The organism is Gammaproteobacteria bacterium, from assembly GCA_021648145.1.
GTDB lineage: Bacteria > Pseudomonadota > Gammaproteobacteria > JAADGQ01 > JAADGQ01 > S141-38.
Genome location: JAKITI010000002.1, coordinates 185,911 through 212,100, shown reverse-complemented (window position 1 = coordinate 212,100; position 26,190 = coordinate 185,911). Strand labels below are relative to the sequence as shown.

Annotated in this window: 26 protein-coding genes and 1 riboswitch; of the genes, 11 read left to right on the top strand and 15 right to left on the bottom strand. The window is 43.8% G+C overall.

The genetic code is table 11. The features are described 5' to 3' along the window. Positions 1–30: 30 nt before the first annotated feature. Together L3J70_02160 and L3J70_02155 are read left to right on the top strand one after the other, a co-directional pair. Positions 31–510 carry a response regulator transcription factor gene (locus L3J70_02160; protein MCF6235174.1) on the top strand — a complete coding sequence of 160 codons (480 nt, stop codon included), beginning with the start codon at positions 31–33 and terminating at the stop codon, positions 508–510. A gap of 92 nt (positions 511–602) precedes the next feature. Then, positions 603–1,466, top strand: a complete 864-nt coding sequence (locus L3J70_02155) for a sterol desaturase family protein (GenBank protein ID MCF6235173.1) — start codon at positions 603–605, stop codon at positions 1,464–1,466. Between the two features lie 8 nt (positions 1,467–1,474). On the opposite strand, the gene L3J70_02150 is transcribed toward L3J70_02155, so the two are convergent. From L3J70_02150 to L3J70_02140, 3 genes are all read right to left on the bottom strand, one after another. Beyond that, positions 1,475–1,669, bottom strand: coding sequence for a DUF2892 domain-containing protein (locus L3J70_02150; GenBank protein MCF6235172.1), 195 nt, complete (start codon positions 1,667–1,669; stop codon positions 1,475–1,477). Between the two features lie 73 nt (positions 1,670–1,742). Then, positions 1,743–2,441, bottom strand: coding sequence for a Crp/Fnr family transcriptional regulator (locus L3J70_02145; protein ID MCF6235171.1), 699 nt, complete (start codon positions 2,439–2,441; stop codon positions 1,743–1,745). 41 nt (positions 2,442–2,482) lie between these two features. Then, positions 2,483–2,860 carry a hypothetical protein gene (locus L3J70_02140; protein MCF6235170.1) on the bottom strand — a complete coding sequence of 126 codons (378 nt, stop codon included), beginning with the start codon at positions 2,858–2,860 and terminating at the stop codon, positions 2,483–2,485. Between the two features lie 177 nt (positions 2,861–3,037). Here L3J70_02140 and L3J70_02135 point away from each other — a divergent pair, with 177 nt between their 5' ends. The 3 genes from L3J70_02135 to L3J70_02125 are packed head-to-tail and all read left to right on the top strand — an operon-like array spanning position 3,038 to position 5,810. Further along, positions 3,038–3,910, top strand: coding sequence for a zinc metallopeptidase (locus L3J70_02135; protein ID MCF6235169.1), 873 nt, complete (start codon positions 3,038–3,040; stop codon positions 3,908–3,910). Positions 3,911–3,926: 16 nt separating this feature from the next. Next, positions 3,927–5,468, top strand: a complete 1,542-nt coding sequence (locus L3J70_02130) for a M48 family metalloprotease (GenBank protein MCF6235168.1) — start codon at positions 3,927–3,929, stop codon at positions 5,466–5,468. A 48-nt stretch (positions 5,469–5,516) separates the two neighbouring features. Then, positions 5,517–5,810 (top strand): metalloregulator ArsR/SmtB family transcription factor, encoded by a 294-nt coding sequence (locus L3J70_02125; protein MCF6235167.1) that lies wholly within the window; start codon positions 5,517–5,519, stop codon positions 5,808–5,810. Here the strand turns inward: L3J70_02125 and arfB are convergent. From arfB to L3J70_02090, 7 genes are all read right to left on the bottom strand, one after another. Continuing rightward, a complete protein-coding gene (arfB, locus tag L3J70_02120; protein MCF6235166.1) occupies positions 5,807–6,223 on the bottom strand; it encodes an aminoacyl-tRNA hydrolase in 417 nt (138 codons plus the stop codon). The genes L3J70_02125 and arfB overlap by 4 nt on opposite strands. Positions 6,224–6,341: 118 nt before the next feature. Continuing rightward, entirely contained in the window at positions 6,342–7,406 is a 1,065-nt protein-coding gene (gene fba / locus L3J70_02115) for a fructose-bisphosphate aldolase class II (protein MCF6235165.1), read from the bottom strand. 45 nt (positions 7,407–7,451) lie between these two features. Beyond that, entirely contained in the window at positions 7,452–8,912 is a 1,461-nt protein-coding gene (gene pyk, locus L3J70_02110) for a pyruvate kinase (GenBank protein MCF6235164.1), read from the bottom strand. Between the two features lie 51 nt (positions 8,913–8,963). Continuing rightward, positions 8,964–10,139, bottom strand: a complete 1,176-nt coding sequence (locus L3J70_02105) for a phosphoglycerate kinase (GenBank protein MCF6235163.1) — start codon at positions 10,137–10,139, stop codon at positions 8,964–8,966. Positions 10,140–10,275: 136 nt separating this feature from the next. Next, the gene (gene gap / locus L3J70_02100) at positions 10,276–11,277 is read right to left on the bottom strand and encodes a type I glyceraldehyde-3-phosphate dehydrogenase (protein MCF6235162.1); all 1,002 of its coding nucleotides are present in this window, start codon (positions 11,275–11,277) and stop codon (positions 10,276–10,278) included. A gap of 64 nt (positions 11,278–11,341) precedes the next feature. Then, the gene (gene tkt / locus L3J70_02095; GenBank protein MCF6235161.1) at positions 11,342–13,330 is read right to left on the bottom strand and encodes a transketolase; all 1,989 of its coding nucleotides are present in this window, start codon (positions 13,328–13,330) and stop codon (positions 11,342–11,344) included. A 267-nt stretch (positions 13,331–13,597) separates the two neighbouring features. Next, positions 13,598–14,152, bottom strand: a complete 555-nt coding sequence (locus L3J70_02090; GenBank protein ID MCF6235160.1) for a thioredoxin family protein — start codon at positions 14,150–14,152, stop codon at positions 13,598–13,600. A 227-nt stretch (positions 14,153–14,379) separates the two neighbouring features. On the opposite strand from L3J70_02090, the gene metK reads away from it, so the two are divergent. From metK to L3J70_02070, 4 genes are all read left to right on the top strand, one after another. Further along, entirely contained in the window at positions 14,380–15,540 is a 1,161-nt protein-coding gene (gene metK, locus L3J70_02085; GenBank protein ID MCF6235159.1) for a methionine adenosyltransferase, read from the top strand. A gap of 44 nt (positions 15,541–15,584) precedes the next feature. Beyond that, positions 15,585–15,658: riboswitch (S-adenosyl-L-homocysteine riboswitch) on the top strand. Between the two features lie 23 nt (positions 15,659–15,681). Then, complete coding sequence (gene ahcY / locus L3J70_02080) at positions 15,682–16,989, top strand: adenosylhomocysteinase (GenBank protein ID MCF6235158.1); 1,308 nt, start codon at positions 15,682–15,684, stop codon at positions 16,987–16,989. Positions 16,990–17,146: 157 nt separating this feature from the next. Beyond that, positions 17,147–18,007 (top strand): methylenetetrahydrofolate reductase [NAD(P)H], encoded by an 861-nt coding sequence (gene metF, locus L3J70_02075; protein ID MCF6235157.1) that lies wholly within the window; start codon positions 17,147–17,149, stop codon positions 18,005–18,007. Between the two features lie 391 nt (positions 18,008–18,398). Further along, positions 18,399–19,367, top strand: a complete 969-nt coding sequence (locus L3J70_02070) for a patatin-like phospholipase family protein (GenBank protein MCF6235156.1) — start codon at positions 18,399–18,401, stop codon at positions 19,365–19,367. A 7-nt stretch (positions 19,368–19,374) separates the two neighbouring features. On the opposite strand, the gene L3J70_02065 is transcribed toward L3J70_02070, so the two are convergent. From L3J70_02065 to L3J70_02045, 5 genes are read right to left on the bottom strand one after another with little or no spacing between them, the layout of a single operon-like run. Next, positions 19,375–20,094 carry a 1-acyl-sn-glycerol-3-phosphate acyltransferase gene (locus L3J70_02065; GenBank protein MCF6235155.1) on the bottom strand — a complete coding sequence of 240 codons (720 nt, stop codon included), beginning with the start codon at positions 20,092–20,094 and terminating at the stop codon, positions 19,375–19,377. Between the two features lie 3 nt (positions 20,095–20,097). Beyond that, positions 20,098–20,643: a D-glycero-beta-D-manno-heptose 1,7-bisphosphate 7-phosphatase gene (gene gmhB, locus L3J70_02060; protein MCF6235154.1), complete on the bottom strand. Its 546-nt coding sequence runs from the start codon at positions 20,641–20,643 to the stop codon at positions 20,098–20,100. A gap of 4 nt (positions 20,644–20,647) precedes the next feature. Continuing rightward, positions 20,648–22,729 carry a glycine--tRNA ligase subunit beta gene (glyS, locus tag L3J70_02055; GenBank protein ID MCF6235153.1) on the bottom strand — a complete coding sequence of 694 codons (2,082 nt, stop codon included), beginning with the start codon at positions 22,727–22,729 and terminating at the stop codon, positions 20,648–20,650. Continuing rightward, the gene (glyQ, locus tag L3J70_02050) at positions 22,730–23,668 is read right to left on the bottom strand and encodes a glycine--tRNA ligase subunit alpha (GenBank protein MCF6235152.1); all 939 of its coding nucleotides are present in this window, start codon (positions 23,666–23,668) and stop codon (positions 22,730–22,732) included. 60 nt (positions 23,669–23,728) lie between these two features. Then, positions 23,729–24,697, bottom strand: a complete 969-nt coding sequence (locus L3J70_02045; protein ID MCF6235151.1) for a hypothetical protein — start codon at positions 24,695–24,697, stop codon at positions 23,729–23,731. 219 nt (positions 24,698–24,916) lie between these two features. Here L3J70_02045 and L3J70_02040 point away from each other — a divergent pair, with 219 nt between their 5' ends. Both L3J70_02040 and L3J70_02035 read left to right on the top strand, forming a co-directional pair. Next, positions 24,917–25,960 carry a tRNA (5-methylaminomethyl-2-thiouridylate)-methyltransferase gene (locus L3J70_02040; protein MCF6235150.1) on the top strand — a complete coding sequence of 348 codons (1,044 nt, stop codon included), beginning with the start codon at positions 24,917–24,919 and terminating at the stop codon, positions 25,958–25,960. Next, a complete protein-coding gene (locus tag L3J70_02035; protein MCF6235149.1) occupies positions 25,957–26,190 on the top strand; it encodes a sulfurtransferase TusA family protein in 234 nt (77 codons plus the stop codon). The genes L3J70_02040 and L3J70_02035 overlap by 4 nt, the downstream gene beginning before the upstream one ends.

Below are 26,190 nucleotides of genomic sequence, written 5' to 3'. Positions count from 1 at the left end.
GTTGAGGATGATCTGTTGTTTTGCCAAGTAATGGGTGGTGCATTAGAAAAACGTGGTTTTAATGTACAGATCGCACATAACGTTGATGAAGGCATTGCGTTAAGCGAAAAAACAGCGCCTGAATATGCTGTGGTCGATCTTAATATGCCAGGGCCTTCAGGGCTGGTATTAGTCAAGCATTTAATCGCCATTGATCCTCACACCCGAATCGTCGTTCTCACTGGCTTTGCCAGCGTTGCCACCGCTGTTGAAACCATCAAGCTTGGAGCCATTCACTACCTTTCAAAACCTGCCGATGCCGATGAAGTAATCGCCGCATTTTATCGTGAGGAGGGAAACCCTGATGTCAAAATCAAAATACAACCTTTTTCAGTCAATCGTATGGAGTGGGAACATATCCAAAAGGTGCTGTCTGACCATGATGGTAATATCTCTGCCACTGCTCGAGCCCTCGGCATGCACCGTCGAACACTACAGCGAAAGCTACAAAAGCGACCACGATTAAAATGAAACTCACACAACAACTAGGGGCTGGAATTTGAATTTCTTAAATACAACACGCTACAGTAGACGTTCAAAATATCAAAATGGAGTGATTCAATATGGCACTTTCTGAATTTATCACTGAACATGAAGTGATGATTCGTCTCAGCTTCTTTTTTGGTATCTTTGCCTTGATGGCGCTATGGGAAATCAAAGCACCACGCCGTGCACTCACCGTTTCCAAAGTGATGCGCTGGGTGAATAATTTGGGATTGGTACTTCTGAACAGCATTATTTTACGCCTACTCTTTCCCGCTGCCGCTGTAGGTATGGCTGTTTTTGTTACTGATAATGGCTGGGGATTACTCAACCACTTTGCAATTCCATTTGCATTAGCTGTAATAATTTCAGTCATTTTCATGGACTTTATTATCTATTTTCAACACGTTTTGGTACATGCCGTTCCAACGTTATGGCGACTGCACCGAGTACATCATGCCGACCCTGATTATGATGTCACCACAGGTACGCGCTTTCACCCCGTCGAAATCATACTCTCCATGCTCATTAAGTTTGCCACCATTGTAGTATTAGGCCCACCCGTGATTGCAGTAATCATCTTTGAAATCATGTTAAATGGTATGGCAATGTTTAATCACAGCAACGTAAAATTACCATTGGGATTGGATCGTCTATTGCGCTTTATCGTTGTAACACCCGATATGCATCGAGTTCACCATTCAGTCGAGGACAACGAGACCAATAGCAACTTTGGCTTCAATCTCTCTATTTGGGATCGACTTTTCGGCACTTATATTGATCAACCCCGTGCTGGCCATATGAAAATGACCATCGGCATCCATAAATACAGAGATCCGAAACAGGTCTCCTGGTTATCTGGCATGCTGATTCTGCCTTTCATAGGTAAGATTACAAGCTATGCCATCAACCGGCGCGAATGGAGCAAGCCTGACGATTCATAAACAAGAGTTTATGGCTTTTTATCGACCTTACAGCTACTAAAACCGAATAGCGCATAAGGTGGGCACCAACCGATTAATCCAGTTAATAAAGGTATGAGACCGACCGCACCCCACCCACTCTGGAAATAAACACCGACACCAATAATAACCAAACCAATAATAATTCGCGCTGTTTTATCAATACCACCAACATTCTTTTTCATGACGATCCCCTTCAGTAACTTTTCTCAAGTGAGTAGTATTCACTTTAGAGGGTTTCTCATGGCCGGTATGTGACTAAGTCACTTTTAAGTGAGCATATTCATAAAGTGCCTGGACATCAGGAATCAAAATTTCTTTTCGACCTACAGATAGCAGCTTTTGTGCATCTAGGGTTTTTAAAGTACGACTGACAACTTCTCGTGATGTACCTAATTCAGCCGCAATTTCCTGATGGGTAATATTTAATACTATATCGACCTGACCTTGAGTCTCTGCTAAATGAACAAGGTACGCTGCAATACGTATATCCAGACGTTCAAATGCGACCTCTTCCAGCAAGGTAATAACACTTACCAACCTTTTTGAAATCAGACCAAAAATGAACGCACACCAAACTTGAGATTTAGAGATCCATGCGCGGGCAATATCCGCCGGTATGATGATCGCTTCGATATCACTATCCGCTTCTGCAATGGCAGGAAAACGAGAGTGGCTCATAATGCAGGAGGCTGTAAATACACAACTATCGCCTGAATTAATACGATAGAGTGTAATTTCACGACCGGATGCGGCAATTTTATAAACGCGTACCTGCCCAGACAATACCAAAGCTAGGTTGGTACAACGGTCATTCTCCGAAGCAATTACAAACCCTTTCGGCAATCGAACAGATGTGGCTGCATTAAAAAACATCTTTTGAAATGCAGGCTCCATATCTTTGATGAACGAAAAATTCTCAAAAATGGCCTGTTTTTTATTTGAGCTGTCGATCATATGAGCTATTTCAGGCCATTGCGCGATACGGTTATGAAAGGTTACTTGGCTACTTTGGAAATCTTTGCTTTTTCCAGTAACAATGGATATATGTACCCTCCCCCAAAATCATGATCGACTGCGACTGCTCCAACAACAGTAATTTCATCGCCAACCTGAGCGGTATCCTGGCTCGTGATCGTCAGATTGCCTGTCTTATTTTCACCCGTACCATCCTGTATATGGATGAAATTTTTGTTCATAATCCCATTGTTAACTTTAACAACCTTGCCTTTCAATTGAACCTGCTGACCTTTTAACTCAGCCTTTTCTTTGTATAGCGCTTCGATCGTTTTCTTCACTGGCTCACCCGCGGTCACTGACGTTACACCAAAGCAAAACAATAAAGAGAGAAGAGTAATAGAAATAATACGAGACATAGACTTTTCCTATATTTGTAATTGTTATTAAGAAAAAAATAAGTATAACAATAACTCACTTAATTTGGTCAATCTCAAATTTCAATGTGCTAAAATAACACGCTATTATAAATTTTCTGAATCAATTGCAAGTCTGCACGGAAGCGCCATATAAACTCAACCACTGGGGGCAAAACTATGCGCTGGAGAAGCGGAAAACGTAGCAGCAACATCGAAGATCGACGCGGCAGACGAATGAGACCCATGCGGCGCGGCGCAAAACTCGGTGGTGGCGCTACAATTATTATACTGCTGGTCAGCCTCTTTCTAGGCGCTGATCCGCAAGTACTTCTCAATGCAGTCAGTGGCACGGGAGGGTCTGGAGTATCAACCTCCTCTTCTGGATCTATGGCAGACGGCGCAAACATTGATCCTAATGATGAAACAGCCCTCTTTGTATCTGTCATTCTGGCCGACACCGAACAGACATGGCAAAAAATATTTGCTCAGAGCGGCAGTCGTTATCAAGAACCCAAGCTTGTTCTATTCACCGATCAGGTTCGCTCTGCCTGCGGCACCACCTCCTCTGCTTCGGGGCCTTTTTATTGCCCTGGAGATAATCAAGTCTATATTGATCTCAGCTTTTTTCGCCAACTAAAACAAATGGGTGCGCCAGGTGATTTTGCACAAGCCTATGTGATCGGCCATGAAATTGGTCACCATATTCAAAATATTACTGGCACGTCTCAAAAAATACGCAGCATGCAAGCACGTACCGACAAAGCTGGAGCCAATGCCTTATCGGTAAAACAGGAACTTCAAGCGGATTGCTATGCCGGTGTATGGGCTTATCACAGTAATAAAGATCGTAATATGCTCGAAGATGGTGATGTCGAAGAAGGTCTCAGAGCCGCTGCCGCAATCGGTGATGATGCACTCATGCGTGGTGCTGGTCGCAGTATCAGACCCGAATCATTCACCCATGGTTCATCAAGACAACGTATCAAGTGGCTCCGCATCGGCTTGGAAACGGGTTCACCTGATGCTTGCGATACGTTTGCCAACAGCTAAAACTGGAGTTTAACGCATGATAAAAAACTACCTCCTTTCACTGATCTTTGTCACCACATTTTTAAGTGGCTGCTCTGTCAATCCGGTCACAGGAAAAAAGGAACTCAGCCTAGTATCTGAAGCACAAGAACTTCAGATCGGCGCGCAGCAATATGCACCACTCAGGCAGTCACAGGGCGGTGATTACGCTGTTGATGTCGCATTAACCAAATATATCAACGAAGTCGGTCAGAAGTTGGCCGCCGTCAGCGATAGAAAACTCCCATATGAATTCAAAGTGCTGAACAACTCCATCCCCAACGCCTGGGCACTGCCTGGAGGGAAGATTTCGATTAACCGAGGGCTGCTGACCGAACTGGGCAGTGAAAGTGAACTCGCTGCTGTGCTAGGCCATGAAATCACCCATGCCGCTGCAAAGCACGGCGTACGAAGCATGTCTCGAGGTATGTTGTTACAAGGCGCGATGATGGCGACTGTGATCGCCAGCCAAGGCAAAGATTACGCTCAACTAGCTCAATTGGGTGCAGGTATTGGCGCACAGCTTATCACGACAAAATATGGCCGCGATGCTGAACGTGAATCAGACTATTATGGAATGCGCTATATGTCCCGTGCGGGCTATGATCTACAAGGCGCAGTGGATCTACAAAAAACCTTTGTCAAACTCTCCGAAGGCAAAAAATCAGATTGGTTAAGCGGCCTGTTCGCCAGCCACCCTCCTTCTCAAGAACGAGTGCAGAACAATATTGAAACAGCTAAACAGTTCCCTGGCAGTGGAGAACGCGGGATCGCACGATTCAAAAAAATGATGGCGCACCTTCAAAAAACAAAACCCGCCTACGAAGCCTATGATAAAGGCCGTATTGCTCTGGCAGATGGCAAACCCAAACAAGCACTCACTCTTATTAAAAAAGCAATGACCATTGAACCCCGTGAAGGTCACTTTTATGCACTATTGGGAGATATTAATTTAAAGTCAAAGAATCTAAGTAGTGCAAAAAACAGTTACGACAAAGCCATAAGTTTTAATAACCAATTTTTTTATTACTACTTGCAACGTGGGCAAATCCACGAACAACTGAATCACAATGCACAAGCCAAAAAAGACCTAGAGCAGAGCATAAAACTACTGCCAACAGCGAATGCCTACCACTCACTGGGTAATATCGCCCAACAAGAAGGACGAACAGAGGAAGCCAAATCGTATTACGCCAAAGCAGCCCCAGAAAAAAGTGACATTGGCCAAAAGGCTTTCAATTCACTATTAGAACTGGATCTTGCTGACAACCCTAAAAATTACATCTCAGCCCGAGCGACTACAAATCGTAATGGTCGAGTGTTTGCACAGATTAGCAACCCAACGCCCAGAGATATCAGAGGTGTACTCATCGCGGTACAGTTTCGAGATGCAAAAGGGCGAATTCGGCAAACCACGCAACCACTGCATGGCACATTGCGTTCGGGTAGCAGCAAAACCATTGACCTGGGTTTTAATGTCGTTGATGCCGTTCAGTTGCGCACTGTCCGTACAACAATCATCCGTGCGCAGCTGAAATAACCACATATTACTTGCTGAATAAATTATATTTCTATAATATTAGAAACTATGAATATAGATATCCAGCCAGACAAGATTCAACAAGCCGTTGAAGGGTTAAAAGGACTCAGCCACGAAACCCGACTTTTAATATTATGTCACCTTGCCCAGAAAGGCCCTATGACAGTGAATGAACTGACCGAAATAACCCAGGCTTCCCAGTCAGGTGTTTCGCAACACCTTTCAAAAATGCAACATGCGGGTTGGGTCACATTCGAAAGAGATGGCGCAAGCAAGCGTTATCAAATCGCCAATGAAGATCACCTGAAACTATTGGAAGCTTTGCACCGAATTTTTTGTTAATCATCTAAAACCCGCCCCCGTAACTTCTTCGTTTTACCTCGCAGGGTTTTTCTGTCCAGTCTTTTTTTCTGAGAGCTTTGAGTGGCTTTAGTGGGTCGCCTGACTTTCCGTACGATAGCTACACTTTTAATTAATTCCTGTAGCCGCTCCAGTGCATCTTCTCTATTTTTAACTTGAGTGCGAAATCGCTGTGCTTTGATAATAATCACACCCTCCTTGTTGATGCGACGATCTCGAAGGTTCAACAGGCGCTGTTTGTAGATGTCTGGAAGAGATGATGTGTTGATATCAAAATATAGATGAATTGCTGAAGAGACTTTATTAACATTTTGCCCACCAGCACCCTGCGCCCGAATCGCTGAAAGCTCAATTTCATTAGAAGGAAGAGATATGTTTTGAGATATATTTAACATAGCCAGATTTATCTTGGGTTGTGGCTTCTTTCAGGTGAACGAGTTTACCAACTTCGCCAGACAAAAAAAGGGTGATATTTCCATATCACCCTTTTATAAGAAGCTAAAATTTTAGTTGTTAGCTCACTTTTGGATCCAAAGAACCACTCTCATAGTTTCCAGTCATTGTTTCCAATGAAACAGGTTTAATTTTGGAAGCCATCCCCTCACAGCCAAACATCTGATAGCGAGCTTTACAGATCTCCATCATTGCATTAGTTGCTTCTTTATAGAACTTACGAGGGTCGAAATTAGAAGTATTTTCAGTTAAGTGACGGCGAATCGCACCAGTCGATGCCATACGCAAGTCCGTATCAATATTAACTTTACGTACACCACTTTTAATGCCTTCAGCAATCTCTTCAACAGGCACACCATAAGTCTGTGCCATATCGCCACCAAAATTATTAATCACTTTTAACCACTCTTGTGGCACCGAAGAGGAGCCATGCATCACTAAGTGTGTATTTGGAATTCGAGCATTAATCTCTTTGATTCGAGAGATTGCCAACACATCACCTGTAGGTGGGCGCGTAAATTTATAAGCTCCATGGCTGGTACCAATCGCAATCGCAAGTGCATCGACTTTAGTTTTCTTAACAAAGTCAGCCGCTTCTTCAGGGTCAGTCAGCATTTGTTCTATAGTCAACTTGCCTTCAGCGCCAACACCATCCTCTTCACCCGCTTCGCCAGTTTCTAAAGAACCTAAAACACCCAGCTCACCTTCAACAGATACACCACAAGCATGCGCGATATCAACCACTTTACGAGTCACTTCAACGTTGTACTCATAAGTTGAAGGGGTTTTAGCATCATCCATCAAAGAACCATCCATCATGACAGAACTAAAGCCACTCTGAATAGAACGGATACATACACTTGGTGATGAGCCATGATCTTGGTGCATTACAATAGGAATATGAGGATACTGCTCAAGAGCCGCCAAAATCAAATGACGCAAAAAAGGTTCGCCTGCATAATTGCGTGCACCGGCAGAACCTTGCATGATTACTGGGCTATTCATCGCATCAGCCGCTTGCATAATCGCGTGTACTTGTTCCATATTATTGACATTAAATGCCGGAACACCGTAGCTATTCTCAGCGGCATGATCAAGCAGCTGTCTGAGAGAAATTAAAGCCATTTTTTATCTCCTTAATTTATTGAATCAATATTAAAAATAGTTATTTTATATGTCTTGAGGTTCAGCCATATCGCCTACACAAACAATTTTCATTGCATTTGTCCCTGCAACAACTCCCATCAAATCACCTTTTGTAATAATAACCAGGTCGCCATCCTTAACGACATTACGCTCTTGTAATTCTGCAATAACCTGTTTATTAACTAATACATGATCGTTACTATCTGTACTAAACAAAATGGGCTTAACCCCTTTATACAAAGTCATTTTACGACTTGTTCTTACATGTGAACTTAAAGCAAAAATTGGAACTTCAGAGCTAATACGCGACATCCAGAGAGGAGTGGCTCCCGACTCTGTCAATGCAACAATCGCTTTTACACCAAAGTGATTTGCAGTATACATTGTAGCCATTGCAATCGCTTCGTCAGTACGACTAAAACGAGTATTTAGACGATGACCGGAAACTCGTGCAATTTTTTGTTTTTCAGCTTCAAGACAAATCCGTGCCATTGCCGCAACAGATTTTTCCGGGTACTTACCTGCCGCTGTTTCTGCCGAGAGCATAACGGCATCTGTTCCATCAAGCACAGCATTCGCTACATCAAAGACTTCAGCGCGTGTCGGAATCGGATTTTCGATCATTGACTCCATCATTTGAGTCGCAGTAATCGTCATACGATTCATGGCTCGTGCCAACTTAATCAAATGTTTCTGTACCGCAGGCAACTCAGCATCACCAATTTCAACACCCAGATCACCACGCGCAATCATGATGACATCCGAAGCAATTATAATTTCTTCGATATTGTCTATTGCTTCGGTACGTTCGATTTTGGCAACAATGCCTCCATGACCTCCTGCGGCCTCCAAAAGCTCACGAGCATATGTAATATCAGCCGCACAACGTGGAAAAGAGACCGCAAGATAGTCTGCTTCAATTTCCGCAGCAACCTTAATATCTGTTTTATCTTTTTCTGTCAGCGCATCAGCCGAGAGTCCCCCGCCTTGGCGATTAATGCCTTTATTATTGGAAAGCGCACCAGCGACTTCAACGATGCAATGAATCTGGGCACCTTTGACCTTACTGACTTTTAGTACAATACGGCCATCATCAAGCAGCAATGTATCACCAGATAAAACATCATTCGGTAGCTGTTTATAAGCGATACCGACTCGTGTTTTATCTCCAGCATTCGGATCACACTCAGCATCTAAAATAAATGCATCACCCTCTTCAAGCGTAATTTTCCCGTCAATAAAACGATCTATTCGAATTTTTGGCCCTTGTAAATCGGCCAAAACTCCAACTTGCCGCCCCGCCTCTTTCGCACACTCACGAACAAGATTACAACGCTGCCGATGATCGTCTGCATCGCCGTGCGAAAAATTAAGCCGTACGACATTAACACCTGCCGCAATCAGTGCAGCAATGCTTTCCTTGTCATCTGTCGCAGGCCCCAGTGTCGCAACAATTTTCGTTCTTCTGGCGTTCAAATCAGGCACAGGCTAAAAAGCTCCAATCTAGTTATATATTTTAAGTAAAGGAAAAGTCGCTTAAGCGCCTCTCTTCTCCAGCATGACTACAGCAGGCAGCTCTTTTCCTTCCAAAAACTCAAGAAAAGCACCACCACCTGTCGAGATATAAGAAATTTTATCTGAAATATTATATTTTGAAACGGCCGCAAGCGTATCACCACCGCCAGCAATTGAGAATGCAGGACTGTCAGCGATCGCTTCCGCTAATGCTTTGGTGCCTTCACCAAATTGATCAAACTCAAATACACCAACAGGGCCATTCCAGACAATCGTACCGGCCTTTTTTAAAATTTCAGCAAACGCTTTTGATGTCTCAGGACCTACATCAAAGATCATGTCATCATCCAGCGCTTCATCAACATTTTTTAGTGTTGCAGCCGCAGATTCAGAAAATTCTTTTGCACAAACAACATCACTCGGCACCGGAATACTTCCACCTCGAGCCTTTGCACTCTCTGAAAGTTCTTTTGCCACGCTCACTAAATCTTTTTCATATAATGATTTACCCACTTCATGACCGTCAGCTGCGATAAAAGTATTTGCAATACCGCCGCCTACAATCAACTGATCAACCACTTTAGAAAGCGACTTCAGCACAGTCAATTTAGTCGATACTTTTGAGCCACCCACGATTGCAACCATTGGACGCGCTGGATTATCCAACGCTTTACCAAGTGCTTCCAGCTCATTAGCTAGCAGTGGGCCGGCACATGCAACAGGTGCATGCTCGCCAACACCATGGGTAGAGGCCTGTGCTCGATGAGCGGTACCAAAAGCATCCATCACATAAATATCACACAAAGCGGCTATTTTTTTCGATAATGCTTCGTCATCCTTCTTTTCGCCTTTATTAAAGCGAACATTCTCACACAGAACAACTTCACCTTCAGCAACATCGACACCATCCAGCCAATCTTTTGCTAAGCGAACAGGTTGGCCCAACAAACCAGACAGATGCTCAGCGACAGGAGCAAGGGAGAATTTTTCTTCATACTCGCCTTCTGTTGGCCGACCCAAGTGAGACATCAGCATCACTTTAGCGCCCGCATCAACCGCTAATTTAATCGTAGCGAGTGAAGCACGAATACGAGTATCATCAGCCACTTTGCCATCTTTTAATGGCACATTTAAATCTTGGCGAATCAGTAAACGCTTACCTGATAAATTAAGATCTGTCATTTTAATCACAGACATAGTCAATCTCCATAATATTTATTTAAAAACTATTTGCAGAAGCCTGACTTTTGCAAATAGCTCTTGATACTCGAGCCAAATCAATAGAAAAAGGCATGAAAATTATTCTCATGCCTTTTCAAAACATCAATGCATATTAATTAGCAGCAACGTGCTCAACCAGACGCATCATGTTGCAGGTATAACCATATTCATTATCATACCAAGCGACTACTTTAACGAAAGTTCCATCAAGCGCAATACCTGCACCTGCATCAAAGATTGATGACTGGCCAATACCACGAAAATCAGTAGAAACAACTTTCTCGTCTGTGTAGCCCAATGTTCCAGCCATTGCACCTTCAGAAGCCGCTTTCATTGCCGCACAAATCTCGTCATAAGAAGCATTGCTGTTCAACTCTACAGTCAAATCAACAACGGATACGTCTGAAGTCGGTACACGGAACGCCATACCTGTTAACTTACCATTCAGCTCAGGTAAAACAACACCCACAGCTTTAGCTGCGCCGGTCGATGAAGGAATGATGTTTTCCAAAATACCACGTCCACCACGCCAATCTTTCATAGATGGGCCATCCACTGTTTTTTGAGTGGCAGTTGCTGCATGAACAGTCGTCATCAAACCACGCTTGATTCCCCACTTATCATTCAGAACTTTAGCAACAGGCGCTAAGCAGTTTGTTGTGCACGAAGCTGCAGATACAATTGCCTGGCCTGCATAGGTATCATGGTTAACGCCATAGACAAACATTGGGGTGCTATCTTTGGAAGGGGCACTTTGTACCACTTTTTTAGCGCCTGCATCAATGTGTGCCTGACAACTCTCTTCAGTTAAGAAGAAACCCGTACAATCAATAACAATCTCTGCACCGACTTCATTCCACTTCAAGTTCGCTGGATCACGCTCCGCAGTTAAGCGAATTGTTTTACCGCCAACAACAAGGTTATTACCTTCTACTGCAACCTCTTCACCGAAGCGACCATGTACTGAATCATATTTCAGCATGTATGCCAAATAGTCCGCTTCTAACAAGTCATTAATACCAACAACTTCAATGTCATTAAAATCTTGTGCCACTGCACGAAAAACCATCCGGCCAATACGACCAAAACCATTAATACCTACTTTAATAGCCATATACTTCTCCTAAATAATGTAAACAAATTTTTCTACCCTACCGCTACCGCAGCTGGGCTATATATTATTTTCCGAGAACTTTGTTTGCAGTCGCAACAACATTCTCTACTGTAAAACCAAATTGTTTAAACAGCTCACTAGCAGGGGCAGACTCACCGAAGGTCTTCATCGCAACAATACCGCCTTCCAAGCCAACGTATTTATACCAACCATCACCCATGCCCGCTTCGATAGCAACACGTTTAACACCTGGAATCAAAACAGAGTCTTTATAGGCTTGGTCTTGAGTATCATATGCACAAGTCGATGGCATAGAAACAATGCGCACGTTAGCATCCATTGCTTCTGCAGCGTCAACAGCCAGACCCACTTCAGAGCCAGTTGAAATAAAGATAATGTCTGGAGTTCCAGCACAATCTTTCAATACGTAACCGCCCTTCTCAATATTAGCCACCTGTTCAGCAGTACGCTCCATAGGGGTCAAAGTTTGACGAGAAAAAACCAGAGCTGTTGGCGCATCACCGCGCATCATTGCTACTTTCCAGGAAACAGCCGATTCGATGGCATCGCAACCACGCCATGTCTGGAAGTTAGGAATCACACGCATGGTTGCCAACTGTTCAACAGGTTGATGAGTTGGGCCGTCTTCACCCAGGCCAATCGAGTCATGAGTATAAACGTAGATCGTGCCAATCTTCATCAACGCAGACATACGCAGTGCGTTGCGCATGAACTCCATAAACATAAAGAAAGTTGCGCCGTAGACTTTAAAGCCACCATGAAGAACCATACCGTTCATCATGTGAGCCATGCCGAATTCACGCACCCCCCAAGAGATATAGTTACCATCAGCATTTTCAGCATTCACTTTAACCGTACCAGACCAGTTAGTCAGGTTTGAACCCGTCAAGTCAGCAGAACCACCGAACATTTCTGGAACCAATGGCCCCATCGCTTCGATCGCATTTTGAGACGCTTTACGAGAAGCGATATTTGGCATATCTGCTTGCGTTTTGGCGATGAATTTATCCATTTCAACTTCAAAATTAGCAGGCAGATCACCCGCCATACGACGTTCAAACTCAGCCGCTTCGGCAGGAAAGGCTGCTTTATAAGCTTTAAACTTAGCATTCCAAGAAGCTTCGTCTGTAGCACCTTGCACTTTGTGATCCCAGCCGGCATAAACATCGGCGGGCACTTCAAATGCACCGTGATCCCAACCCAGCGCCGCTTTGGTCAGGTTGATTTCTTCTTCACCCAGTGGTGCACCATGACAAGCGTGGCTGCCAGATAAATTTGGCGAACCAAAACCGATGGTAGTACGGGTACAGATCAAAGTTGGTTTATCAGAAACAGACTTGGCTTCTGTAATCGCCGCATTGATTGCTTCAGGGTCATGTCCATCAACATTAGGAATGACGTGCCAATCGTAGGACTTGAAACGACCCGGTACGCCCTTCTCCATCCACTCACCGATGTGACCGTCAATAGAGATATCATTATCATCCCAGAATGCGATCAACTTACCTAGACCCAAGGTACCGGCCATGGCACACGACTCGTGAGACAGGCCCTCCATCAAACAACCGTCGCCCATGAATACATAAGTATTGTGATCAACGATTTCGTGACCTGGCTTGTTGAATTGTGCAGCTAAAGTACGTTCAGCAATCGCCATGCCTACTGCATTAGTGATGCCTTGACCTAAAGGACCAGTGGTTGTTTCAATGCCATCGGCATAACCGTATTCAGGATGACCTGCGGTCTTTGCGTGTAACTGACGGAAGCTCTTAATGTCTTCAATGCTCAGATCAAAACCAGTCAAATGCAATAGCGAGTAAATCAGCATGGAGCCGTGGCCATTTGAAAGCACAAAACGGTCGCGGTCAGCCCACTTTGCGTTGGTTGGGTTGTATTTCATGTGGCTATTCCACAGAACTTCAGCAATATCAGCCATACCCATCGGCGCACCTGGGTGACCTGAATTAGCTTTTTGCACAGCATCCATACTCAGTGCACGAACAGCATTTGCCAGATTCTTACGAGAAGACATTTATTTCTCCTTATCCTAATTTTTTACAAAAACAAAAGATTTTCAAATGATGAATATATAAAACTCACTGCAGTCACCTGACTAAAGGCAACCACTTTAATACTTAGCAGCGCTTCAATTTTAGTATGATAAACGCATCGACAGGTCGTCGAAAAACGTGACATTCTGGCCTATTTAGCCCTTTTCAGCAAGCCTTCCAAGCATTGACAGTCAATAAAACAACAACAAACTATTGAAATAACTTACGAATATCAAATAACACTAATTTTATTCAAGCCATTTAATAGAGCAGCCCATGCTTGGAATTTGCTCTTTTGGGCCATGGCCTGTCTGTGCAACTTGTTTCATCGCCTCAAATAAATCCCGACGAACCTCACCTTCGGCCGTCTCTTTTCGGCTCGCATCCAAACGTCCGCGATACTGCAATTTAAGGTCTGCATTGTAACCAAAAAAATCAGGTGTACAGATTGCTCCGTAAGCTTTTGCCACTGATTGTGTTTCATCAATTAAATAAGGGAAAGGAAAAGCAAATTGCTCTGCCACTTTTTTCATATTTTCAGGTGAGTCTTCTTTATACATAGATGCGTCATTAGACATAATGGCCACACAATTCACATCATAACCCAAAAGTTCTTTTGCATCCCGCACCAGACGCGCCTGAATCGCTTTTACATAAGGGCAATGATTGCAGATAAACATCACAAGCAAGCCTTTTTCACCCTGCAATGAGGCTAGGCTCCAGAGCTTGCCGTCGGGGTCTGGCAGTGAAAAATCAACCGCAGGTAAATTAAAATCACAAACCGGTGTTTCCAAACTAACCATGTTAACAACCTCACATTATCTATATTTAATTAAAGATTTGATGAAAAATTACGATATGGCGTATTGTGAACGAGGTACGGTTAAAGGTAAACTAGTACAGCATTTTTATGCTGCAAACCAAACAGATACCAAATGTACTCGAAATCTGTTAATGCTATTGCCTGATGTTATCACACAATCAATAGCATCTCGCCAACTATTAAATTAATCAAATTGAGAGGAAATATATGGCAGGTAATCACCTTTTTACGTCTGAATCTGTCTCGGAGGGACATCCAGACAAAGTCGCAGATCAAATCTCCGACGCAATTCTTGATGCAATTCTTGCACAAGACCCTAAAGCTCGCGTTGCGTGTGAAACACTGGTCAATACCGGCATGGTTGTACTTGCGGGTGAGATCACTACCTCTGCATGGGTTGACATGCAGGAAGTCGCGCGCAATACAATCAAACAAATTGGCTATAACAGCTCCGAGATGGGTTTTGACTGGGAGTCTTGCGCAGTACTGACCTCTATTGACAAACAATCGGCTGATATCGCACAGGGCGTTGATGAATCAAGCGATCATGATCAAGGCGCAGGCGATCAAGGCCTCATGTTTGGCTACGCCAGCAATGAAACGGATGTTTTAATGCCCGCACCCATCACCTACGCTCACCGTTTGGTCAAACGTCAGGCAGAAGTTCGCAAAAATGGCATGTTGCCCTGGTTGCGTCCCGATGCAAAAAGCCAAGTGACATTCCGTTATGAAAACAATAAACCTGTCGGTATTGATGCCGTTGTACTCTCAACTCAGCACAACCCTGAAGTTTCAAACGACACCATTCGTGAAGCGGTGATGGATGAAATTATCAAGCCTGTTCTGCCTGCAGATTGGCTGAGTGATAAAACCCAGTTTCACATTAATCCAACCGGTCGCTTTGTGATTGGTGGGCCTGTCGGCGATTGTGGTTTAACAGGACGTAAAATCATTGTTGATACTTATGGCGGCATGGCTCGTCATGGCGGCGGTGCATTTTCTGGCAAAGACCCCTCCAAAGTCGATCGTTCTGCTGCGTATGCCGGCCGTTATGTGGCCAAAAATATTGTGGCTGCGGGTTTGGCTGAGCGTTGTGAAATCCAGATCTCCTATGCAATCGGTGTATCAGAACCCACTTCAATCAGCGTTGAAACCTTTGGTACTGGAAAGATCAGTGATGAACGCATCACCCAGTTGGTTCGTGATCAATTTGATCTGCGTGCTAAAGGACTGGTTACCATGCTTGATTTGTTGCGCCCCATTTATGCCAAAACAGCGGCATACGGTCATTTTGGTCGCAGCGAAACTGAATTTACCTGGGAACGTACCGATAAAGCAGATGCACTGCGTGATGCTGCTGGAATTTAACCACTGGATTAAATGACAGAAATCATATAAATTTCAAACCCCCGATTTTCGAGGAGCGCTGCGACAGGAAGACCCTGCCAGGCTCGAAAACCGGTTTTCAAAACGGCGCTCAGTTTTTTATTAATTTTAGAGGACTGATTGATGAACGCTGTAGAAAATGGCTTCACTGACTATAAAATAGCAGATATTTCACTGGCCGAATGGGGACGCAAAGAGGTCAGCATCGCCGAAACAGAAATGCCCGGCCTCATGGCTCTGCGCAAAGAATACAAAGGCAAAAACCCCTTAAAAGGTGCTCGCATTGCGGGCTGTCTGCACATGACCATTCAAACGGCTGTGTTGATGGAAACCCTGATTGACCTTGGCGCAGAAATTCGCTGGTCATCTTGCAATATTTTTTCCACACAAGATCAAGCCGCCGCTGCGATGGCCGCTGTCGGCATTCCTATTTTTGCCTGGAAAGGTGAAACAGAAGAAGAAGCCGAATGGTGCATCGAACAAACCATCATTGGCACAGACGGCTGGCGTCCAAATCTGATTCTGGATGATGGCGGCGATTTGACCATCATGATGCATGACAAATTTCCTGAGTTGCTCAATGACGTAAAAGGCCTTTCTGAAGAGACTACAACAGGAGTACATCGCCTTGCTGAAATGATGAAAGCAGGCACTCTGAAAGTCCCTGCTATTAACGTCAACGACTCTGTAACAAAATCAAAATTCGACAATTTATATGGCTGTCGTGAGTCACTGCTTGATGGCATCAAGCGTGCGACTGACGTGATGATCGCTGGAAAAATCTGTGTCGTACTGGGTTACGGCGATGTTGGTAAAGGCTGCGCGCAAGCATTCCGTGGCATGGGTGCAACTGTATGGGTCACTGAAATCGACCCAATCTGTGCACTGCAAGCTGCAATGGAAGGCTATCGCGTTGTTGACATGAATGAAGTCGCCAGCCAAGGGAATATTTTTGTCACCACCACCGGCAACGTCAACGTCATCAACCATGACCACATGAAAGCGATGAAAGATGAAAGCATCGTTTGTAACATTGGCCATTTTGACTCTGAAATTGAGATTTCTTCACTGCGCCAATATGAGTGGGAAAACATCAAGCCTCAAGTGGATCACGTGATCTTTCCTGACGGCAAGCGCATCATCATACTTGCGGAAGGCCGCTTGGTTAATCTGGGCTGCGCGACTGGCCATCCAAGCTTTGTTATGTCAGCTTCATTTACCAATCAAGTAATGGCTCAGATTGAATTGTGGGAAAATTCAGCAAATTACAAAAATGAGCTGTATGTTCTGCCTAAAGAGCTTGATGAAAAAGTAGCACGATTGCACCTAGATAAAGTGGGTGCAAACATCACCACGATGACCAAAGAGCAATCTGATTATTTGGGTATTCCAGTTGAAGGCCCTTATAAACCAACCCACTATCGTTACTGATATATAACTTATTCAGCTCACCCCCTGAAATCCGCTATTTTTGTCTTAAAATGACGAATTTTAGGGGCAATCTGAATAGTTATACTGAATTTATATATAAATAACTCTCTGCCATGTTTTTAAAACATGGCAGAGAAGCACTATAGGGAATCGACCTATGAAATCACAAAAACAGTACCCCCGCGCTTTCAGCTTTGAATTTTTCCCGACCAAGACAGAAGAAGGAGCCAAAAAGCTACTGACGACCAGCAGCACATTGGCCGCTATTGAACCTTGTTTTTTTTCGGTCACATTTGGCGCAGGCGGCTCAACACGAGAGCGCACTTTTCAAACCGTTACCGACATCAAACAACATACCGGCATTGATGTTGCGCCACACCTCTCTTGCATCAGTTCAAGCAAAGAAAGCATTCGTGAAATATTAAATCGCTATATGGAACAAGACATTCGTCATCTTGTTGCTTTACGTGGAGATATGCCCTCAGGCGTACATGAGCCTGGTGAATTTCGTTACGCCAATGAGTTGATCGAGTTTATTCGCACTGAAACGGGCGATCATTTTTTTATTGAAGTGGCCGCTTATCCAGAGTTCCACCCTCAAGCTTCGAGCGCGACTGAAGATTTAATCAACTTCAAACGCAAAGTAGATGCCGGTGCAGATGCCGCTATCACACAGTATTTTTACAATACGGATGCCTATTTTCACTTTGTTGAAAGCTGTGAAAAATTAGGCATTGATATACCGATCGTGCCGGGCATCATGCCCATTACGAACATCACACAACTGGCACGTTTTTCAGATATGTGTGGTGCAGAAATTCCTCGCTGGTTGCGAAAATCATTAGAAAATTATGGTGATGACATGGAGTCTTTGCGTGCATTTGGACTGGATGTCACTACGAAGTTGTGCCAACAGCTTTTAGAGGGTGGCGCTCCGGGACTGCACTTCTATTCCATGAATCAAAGCGGCCCAAGCATGGCGATTTGGAATAATTTACAACTCAGTTCATCAATTTAACCTAAACCCTGAAAATAAGAATGCCAAAACCTCACAAATTTAAAAAATAAGAAGCTCGCGCTTTGAGTTCAGGTCATAAGAGCATAACTTATTAAATCATTTTTGCTGATTCCCGTGATCTCTTCAAAAACTTCATAGAGAGTTTTGGCATCCTGATTACCACCCATTTTCATGACCACTTGATCAAACATTACAAATGCCGCCCCCCGGCTTCAAATATTTCTCACTTTCAGGCAGTGATTTTAGTTTATTATAAGGTATCATCATGTTCTTACAGTAGTATTTCTTATGCTGTATTAATTTTGAATCTTCAATTTCATGGTACCGCAAACGGAGGCAAATAAGCCCGCAAAGATTAAAAACCAGTTGCTAAATTTACAAAGGAAAAAACATGACCGATGTATATAAAATATTATCATTTGATGGTGGCGGCATTAGAGGAGTCATCCCTTCTATATGGCTAAGCTATATGGAAAATAAATGTTTAGAAGGAAAACTATTACATAATTATGTTGATATGGTTGCTGGCACATCCACAGGTAGCTTGATAGCTTGTGGTGTTGCAGCTGGGATTGAAGCTGAACGTATAAATTCCCTATTTATTGATAGTGGACCTTTGATATTCCCAAGTAAAACAAAACGCTTATGGGGGAGGTTTACAAGAACATTTTCCCAAGGTTTCAGTGCCCCAAAGTATGACGCTAATGGATTGGAAAAAGAGATCAAAAAAATTTTCACAAAGTCTGGGAGAGCACTAAAACTGAAAGATTTAAAGATCCCTGTAATGGTCGTTTCATATGATGTACTTAATAGAAGGCCTATTGTTTTTAAATCAACAAAAAAAGAGCATGAAAATTATGAGGTATGGCAAATTTGTAAAGCATCATGCTCTGCTCCTACATATTTCCCTGCTCATGAAATGAAACTTGGTCGTTCAATATCACCTTTGATTGATGGAGGCGTAGTCGCTAATAATCCTTCAGCTTGTGCGGTTGCAGAGGCAAAAAAATTGGGTAACGCTCTAGATAATATTTTGCTTGCTTCATTCGGGACTGGGCGCTCTACAAGAAAGATTTCACGTGATGAAGCAGAAGAATGGGGAGCTTTAGAGTGGGCAATACCTATTATCGACGTTCTTTTTGATGCGTCAGTCGAAATTGTTGACTATATAAACAATCAGTTTTTAGCTGACGGAAATTATTTTCGATTTCAAGTCATCTTAGATAAAGCATATGATGATCTCGATAACGCAGATGCCACAAACCTAAATGCACTTCAAGGTATTGCTGAGAGTTTTTTGAATGGAAAAGAGCAAGGAGATGAGCAACTAAATAGATTGAGTTCTAGACTTAAAGGTTAACCAAAAGTCAGGACGAGCGAGCCGTACTTATCTCTTTTACCTTATCTTCAATCCATGTCTCGGCAAGTTTGTTAATTTCAGAGGCTGAGCGATTTTTTGATTCAATCACGGGCCCAACACTGACCTGAATCGTTCCTGGCTTTAATATCAAGCCACGGCGCGGCCAAAACTCACCGGCATTGTGTGCAACAGGAACAACGGATGCGCCACTTTTCTGAGCGAGCATAGAGCCACCCATGTGATATTTACCTTTTTCTCCCGGTGCAATACGTGTTCCTTCGGGGAATATGATCATCCAGCGCCCCTCTTTCAAACGTTGAACCCCCTGCTCGACCAGTTGATTTAATGCCTGCCGTCCGGCTGAACGATCAATCGCAACAGGCTTTAACATTGCCAACCCCCAACCCAGAAATGGAATCCATAACAGCATTCGTTTTAGCACCCAGGTTTGCATTGGAAAAATATCCTGCAATACCAGAGAGTCCCAGTTTGATTGATGCTTGCAAAAAACAATACCTGCCTTATCTGGAATATTTTCCCTGCCATCGACAACATAATCAAGCTTGCATGTCACCCTCATCCAGAAAAGGCAAAAGCGAGCCCAGCCAGACAGCACCCGAAACCGTGTTTGAGGTGAAAAAGGAAAAACCAGCAGCCCAGCTACAAGAAAGAAAACCAAAGAAATAACAAGACCAGACCAGAAAAACAGAGAGCGAATCACCAACATGAGCTAAACCGCCTCACCATTTAACAACACATCAACAACGGCAGCCAAATCATCATAAACAGGAATTCCTTCCAACCCTTCATCTTTTTCCAATGTTGTTTCTCCTTTACCCGTGCGAACTAAAATGGGTGCAATTCCAACAGCCTGCGCAGCTTGCAAGTCACGCAAAGAATCACCGACCAGCCATATCGCCTGAAAATCCACACCAAGACGAGAGACAATTTTCCTGATCATTCCTGGCTTGGGCTTGCGACACTCACAGTCATCATCAGAGCTATGAGGGCAAAAAGAAATCATATCAATATAGCCACCAATATCAGCCAATTCCTGTCGCATTTTGTCATGCATCAGATTCAAAGCATCAAGGTCAAACAGGCCATGCGCCAGACCTGATTGATTTGTTGCAACCGCCACGTAATAACCGTGACGATTCAAACGTACAATAGCTTCCAGACTGCCCGGTAGAGCGACCCATTCATCAGGTGATTTGATAAGTTCGTCAGAATTTTCATTAATAACACCGTCACGATCTAATATAACTAAGCGCATCAGATTAACCCTGTAATCGTGACAAATCGGCCACGCGTAAAAATAGAGTATTCATCTGGTTCAAAAGCGCCAGGCGATTATTGCGTAGCTGGATATCATCCGTCATGACCATCACTGTATCGAAAAATGAATCGACGGGTGTTCGTAATCCCGCGAGATGAGTCATTGCCTCATTGTAATTACCTGCATCCAGTAACTTCGATACTGTTTTTGATAATGCATTCACGGCCTCGGCTAATGCTTTCTCAGCCGGTTCGACTAAAATTTCATGATTCACCGCACTCGGAATGTTTCCGTCAGATTTTTTAAGAATATTACGAATGCGTTTATTCGCAGCCGCCAGACTCGAAGCTTCAGGCAGTTGCCGAAAAGCCAATATCGCAGTAATGCGTCGATCAAAATCTAAGGGGGATGGTGGGCGACGCGCTAATACGGCATCAAACAAGTCAGCAGAAACTCCTTTTTCATGATAATACGTACGCAGCCGCTCCATCATAAAATCATAAATTTGTGATGATAAATCGGCCTTTAAATCACCCACTTTTTCTTTAGTGGACTCGATAGCCAAATCCAGCAGTTTAACCAAATCAAGCTCAAGCTTTTGCTCAATCACGGTTCGTAAAACACCTAATGCGGCACGGCGCAAGGCAAAAGGGTCTTTATCACCCGTGGGTATCAAGCCCACCGCAAAAATCCCAACCAGAGTATCCAGTTTATCTGCAATCGCCAGAGCTTGTGCAATTGGCTGACTCGGCAATTGATCCCCAGCAAAACGGGGCATATATTGCTCATCTAATGCCAACGCCACCCCTTCTGGCTCACCATCATGTAGAGCATAGTAACGCCCCATCACACCTTGGAGATCAGGGAACTCTCCAACCATCTCGGTCATCAAATCATTTTTTGATAATAGTGCGGCGCGCCCTGCGTGCTTAACATCAGCCCCCAAATCAGCTGCAATGGTTTTTGCTAATACAGATACTCGCTGAACCTTCTCTCGCAGACTCCCTAGTTTGGCCTGAAATACCACCGAATCGAGCATTGAGCTGTATGCTTCAAGAGGCTGTTTACGGTCTTGATTCCAGAAAAAAGCGGCATCCGCTAAACGAGGACGAATCACCCGCTCGTTACCTTCTTTGACTTTGCTCGGATCTTTGCTATCAATATTGGAGATCGTTACAAAATAGGGCAGTAACTGACCCGAAGTATCTTTGACTGGAAAGTATTTTTGATGACCCTGCATACTGGAAATCAGCGCTTCAGCAGGCACATCCAGAAAATCTGTATCAAACTGGCCACACACAGCAACAGGCCACTCAACCAAAGCGGTCACCTCATCCAATAAACCATCATCAATAAACGCCTCACCACCCACTGCTTTTGCCGCTTTGATGGCTTGATCACGCACCATTTTGCGTCGCAACGAATAGTCTGCAATCACTTTTCCTTGATCTTTCAATAGATCAAGATAAGCGGCCGGACTCTCTATGGATAACCGCTGCGGACAGTGGAAGCGATGACCATAAGTTTCACGCCCACTATTCACACCTAATATTTGGCATGGCACAACTTCATCATCTAACAATAAAACAACCCAGTGCACAGGACGAACAAACTCAACATCTGAACTACCCCAACGCATGCGTTTTGGGATGGGCAGACCTGCCAATGCTTTTGTAATAATAGCGGGCAGCAGCTCTTTTGTTTGTTGTCCGGTTTTAGTTGAGCGGAAAACGAGCCAAGTCCCTTTTGGCGTTTCCAGGCGCTCCAAATCACTCGGTTCAATACCACACGAACGTGCAAAACCTTTCACTGCGGATGTTGGGTTTCCATCTTCATCGAATGCAGCCACCAGTGCCGGGCCACGCCGCTCCTGTACTTGATTCGCTTGAGAGCTTGCTAAATCTTTAATCTTCACCGCTAAACGACGTGGTGACGCATACAAGTCCACCCCACCAAATACCAACTCAGCTTTTTTCAAACCATCCGTAATACCCGAGCCAAGTGCCTCACTTAGCTTTTTCAAAGCCTTAGGAGGAAGCTCTTCCGTACCAATCTCAAACAGTAGATCACATTTGTCCGACACTTATTTATCCTCCTTCAGCATTGGAAAATTCAACGCTTCTCGGCTTTTATAATAAGCTTCAGCGACAGCCCGAGAGAGAGTGCGCACTCGGCCAATAAACCGTGCACGTTCGGTGACACTGATGGCATGACGTGCATCCAGCAAGTTAAAGGTATGAGAGGCTTTCAACACCATTTCGTAAGCGGGCAGAGGCAAACCGGCTTCAATCAGTTTTTTACTCTCTTTTTCAGAGCAATCAAAAGCATGGAACAGATCTTTCGTATCGGCATGTTCAAAGTTATAAGTCGACATCTCAACTTCATTTTGATGAAACACGTCGCCATAAGTAATGGTTTGCCCTGCTTTGCCCTGCGCATCATTCCAGACAAGATCATAAACACTTTTAACGCCTTGCAGATACATCGCAATGCGCTCCAGACCGTAAGTGATTTCACCCGTGACAGGACGACACTCCAAACCACCCACTTGTTGAAAATAGGTAAACTGAGTCACTTCCATGCCATTCAACCAGACTTCCCAGCCCAGCCCCCAAGCACCCAATGTCGGTGACTCCCAGTTATCCTCGACAAAACGAATATCGTGAACCAATGGATCAATACCCAACATTTCCAGAGACTCCAGGTAGAGCTCCTGAATATTATCGGGAGATGGCTTAAGAATGACCTGAAATTGATAATAATGCTGAAGGCGATTTGGATTTTCGCCATAACGACCATCAGTGGGACGACGTGATGGCTGCACATAAGCAGCGCGCCAAGGCTCAGGGCCTATCGATCGTAAAAAGGTCGCTGGATGGAACGTGCCCGCGCCGACCTCCATATCATAAGGTTGCAACACGGCACAGCCTTGCTCTGCCCAAAATTGCTGAAGTTTCAGAATCAAGCCCTGAAATGTAATGACGCTGCTTGACCCATTTTGCTCAGGGTGATCTTCGTTCAAATCAAACCTTCCGTTACATACCAATAAAAGCGCACGAGTATAACGCGAGAAACAGATAGGTTAAAACAGAAATTCCAGCCCCACACTGATCCTGCTTGAATAGCGGTTCACTTCATTCAAACGTGTGCTTGCTTTTTGGCCATTGCTAAAATAGACCGTATCGAGACCATTAGTGACATTCCACGCCTGATACTGCGCTTCAACAAAAACAATTTGATAAGGTGTCATCCAGTATTCCCATGTCAATGAAAAGAGGCTGCCAATACCATTACCGCTGTGACGAAAACTCACGGGTTGAGCAAAATCCTGACGTAAATTCCATTGAGCCTTGGCTGTATAGTCCACTTGATGATATTCAACATTATACAGTAAAGCATGTTTTGCATTGAGCTCCCACCACAACTCTACACCGATCCATTGCCCCTCCCAAAGCGCCTCATAACTACTATCAAGACCATCAAGCACTCCTGCTGGCTTTTGGTTTACACCTAATGATGGACAAGTTTCTGAAGCTGTTTGCTGTCCATCAAAAATAGTTAAATACTGACGATAACGTGAAAAACCAATTTGAGGGATCAGAAAGATATTACGACTTAATAAACCATCAAACAAAACACCTACACCAAACATACTATTATCCAAATAGCCTCGTGATTGATTATTACTGCGTGAAAACTCCCCCGTACGATTATCATTACAATAATCAGAATCCTGATTTTTCCCTGATGTAATGTTACCCCGAGCTAACTGTCCACGAATATACAACGTATTATCAAGTAATAACTTCCCACCCACACCGGCATAAAAAACATCTAGATTCTCCCAGCGTAGCTCAGATAGTATATTAGGTGAACCCAAACCATCTATACTTCCAGAAATATTCCAATCTAGCTGGTCTAGCTGATACCCAGCCTGATAACGTATCGAATAATCCACCCCCATCGCTGCAAATGCACTGCTGGGAATACAGCTAAAAATGAGTAAATACAAAATTGAATAACGATCTATTTGTAAATTTTTAAACCACATAAAATTCACTAAATTTAGACCTTGCTTGATATACAGACTGAGGAGTGTTCACTAAAAATGATTGTATTCGTAAGATGAGATAACCGCCAGACACCCACAAAACCAATTTTTTGCATGCCTTTGATAATACACGCATGCGTAATGTTGCAGATTGCATTATAATTCCCAAAAGGTACGATACCATTCACAACACATGTTTACAAACCAGCTTCAAAACATATGAATAAACAGCGTAAAGCAGTCGCATTAATTTCTGGTGGCCTGGATTCTCTTCTTGCCGCAAAAGTCACTCAGGATCAGGGTATACACGTTGAAGGCATTAACTTTTTTACAGGCTTTTGTGTTGAAGGGCATACTCATGCTATTCGCAAGAAAGACCAGAAAAAGGTCAAACGCAATAATTCATTGTGGGTCGCTGAAAAACTCGGCATTAAACTTCACATTCTCGATATTTCAGAAGAGTATAAAGATGTGGTTATTAACCCTCAATATGGGTATGGAGCCAACCTGAACCCTTGCCTTGATTGTAAAATTTTTATGGTTAACAAGGCACGTGACTGGATGAAAGAAAATAACTTTGATTTCATTATTACAGGGGAGGTCATAGGGCAACGTCCAAAATCACAGCGCAAGGAGACTATGCCAATTATTTCACGAGACTCCGGCATTGATGACCTTTTACTTCGCCCACTCTGCGCCAAATTACTACCAGAAACATTGCCTGAACATGAAGGCTGGGTTAACAGAAAAGAGCTGTACGATTTCAGTGGTCGCTCTCGCAAACCACAGATGGCGCTTGCGGCTCAATTTGGTTTTGAAGAGTATGCACAACCAGCAGGTGGCTGCTGTTTCTTAACCGATGAACACTACTCATCAAAATTGGCTGATTTATGGAAATTCCGTGGCGAACGCACCTATGAGCTGGATGACATCATGCTGCTTAAAATAGGTCGTCACTTGCGCCCTCGCCCTAACTTTAAATTAATTATTGGTCGCGAAGAAGGGGAGAATAAATTTATGCAGGGTTACCGCAAAATGTTTACTCATTTACAGGTCAATGGTCATGCTGGCCCCATGGTATTGCTTGATGGCCAAACCAGTGAGAGTGACTTAGAACTTGCAGCTCAAATTACCGCTCGCTACAGCCAAGGTCGAAACCTTGATACAGTCAACGTTATAATTACTGATAAAACAGGCAATTTCAGTGAAATAACAGTCACTCCCATGCCTGAAAAATTAATACGTAAGGAGTGGTATATATGAGCCATCATACACTTGATGCACGTCGTTTATTATGCCCTATGCCTGTGATTCGCACACAAAATTCTATTAAAAACCTTGCAAAAGGTGACACCTTAGCGGTAATCTGCACCGACCCTGGTGCGGAGCACGATATTCCGGCCTGGTGCCGAATCAATGGCCATAAGGTGATTGACATTTCATCAACTGAAGAAGAGATGACAATTACTGTTGAAGTAGGCACGCTGGTATGA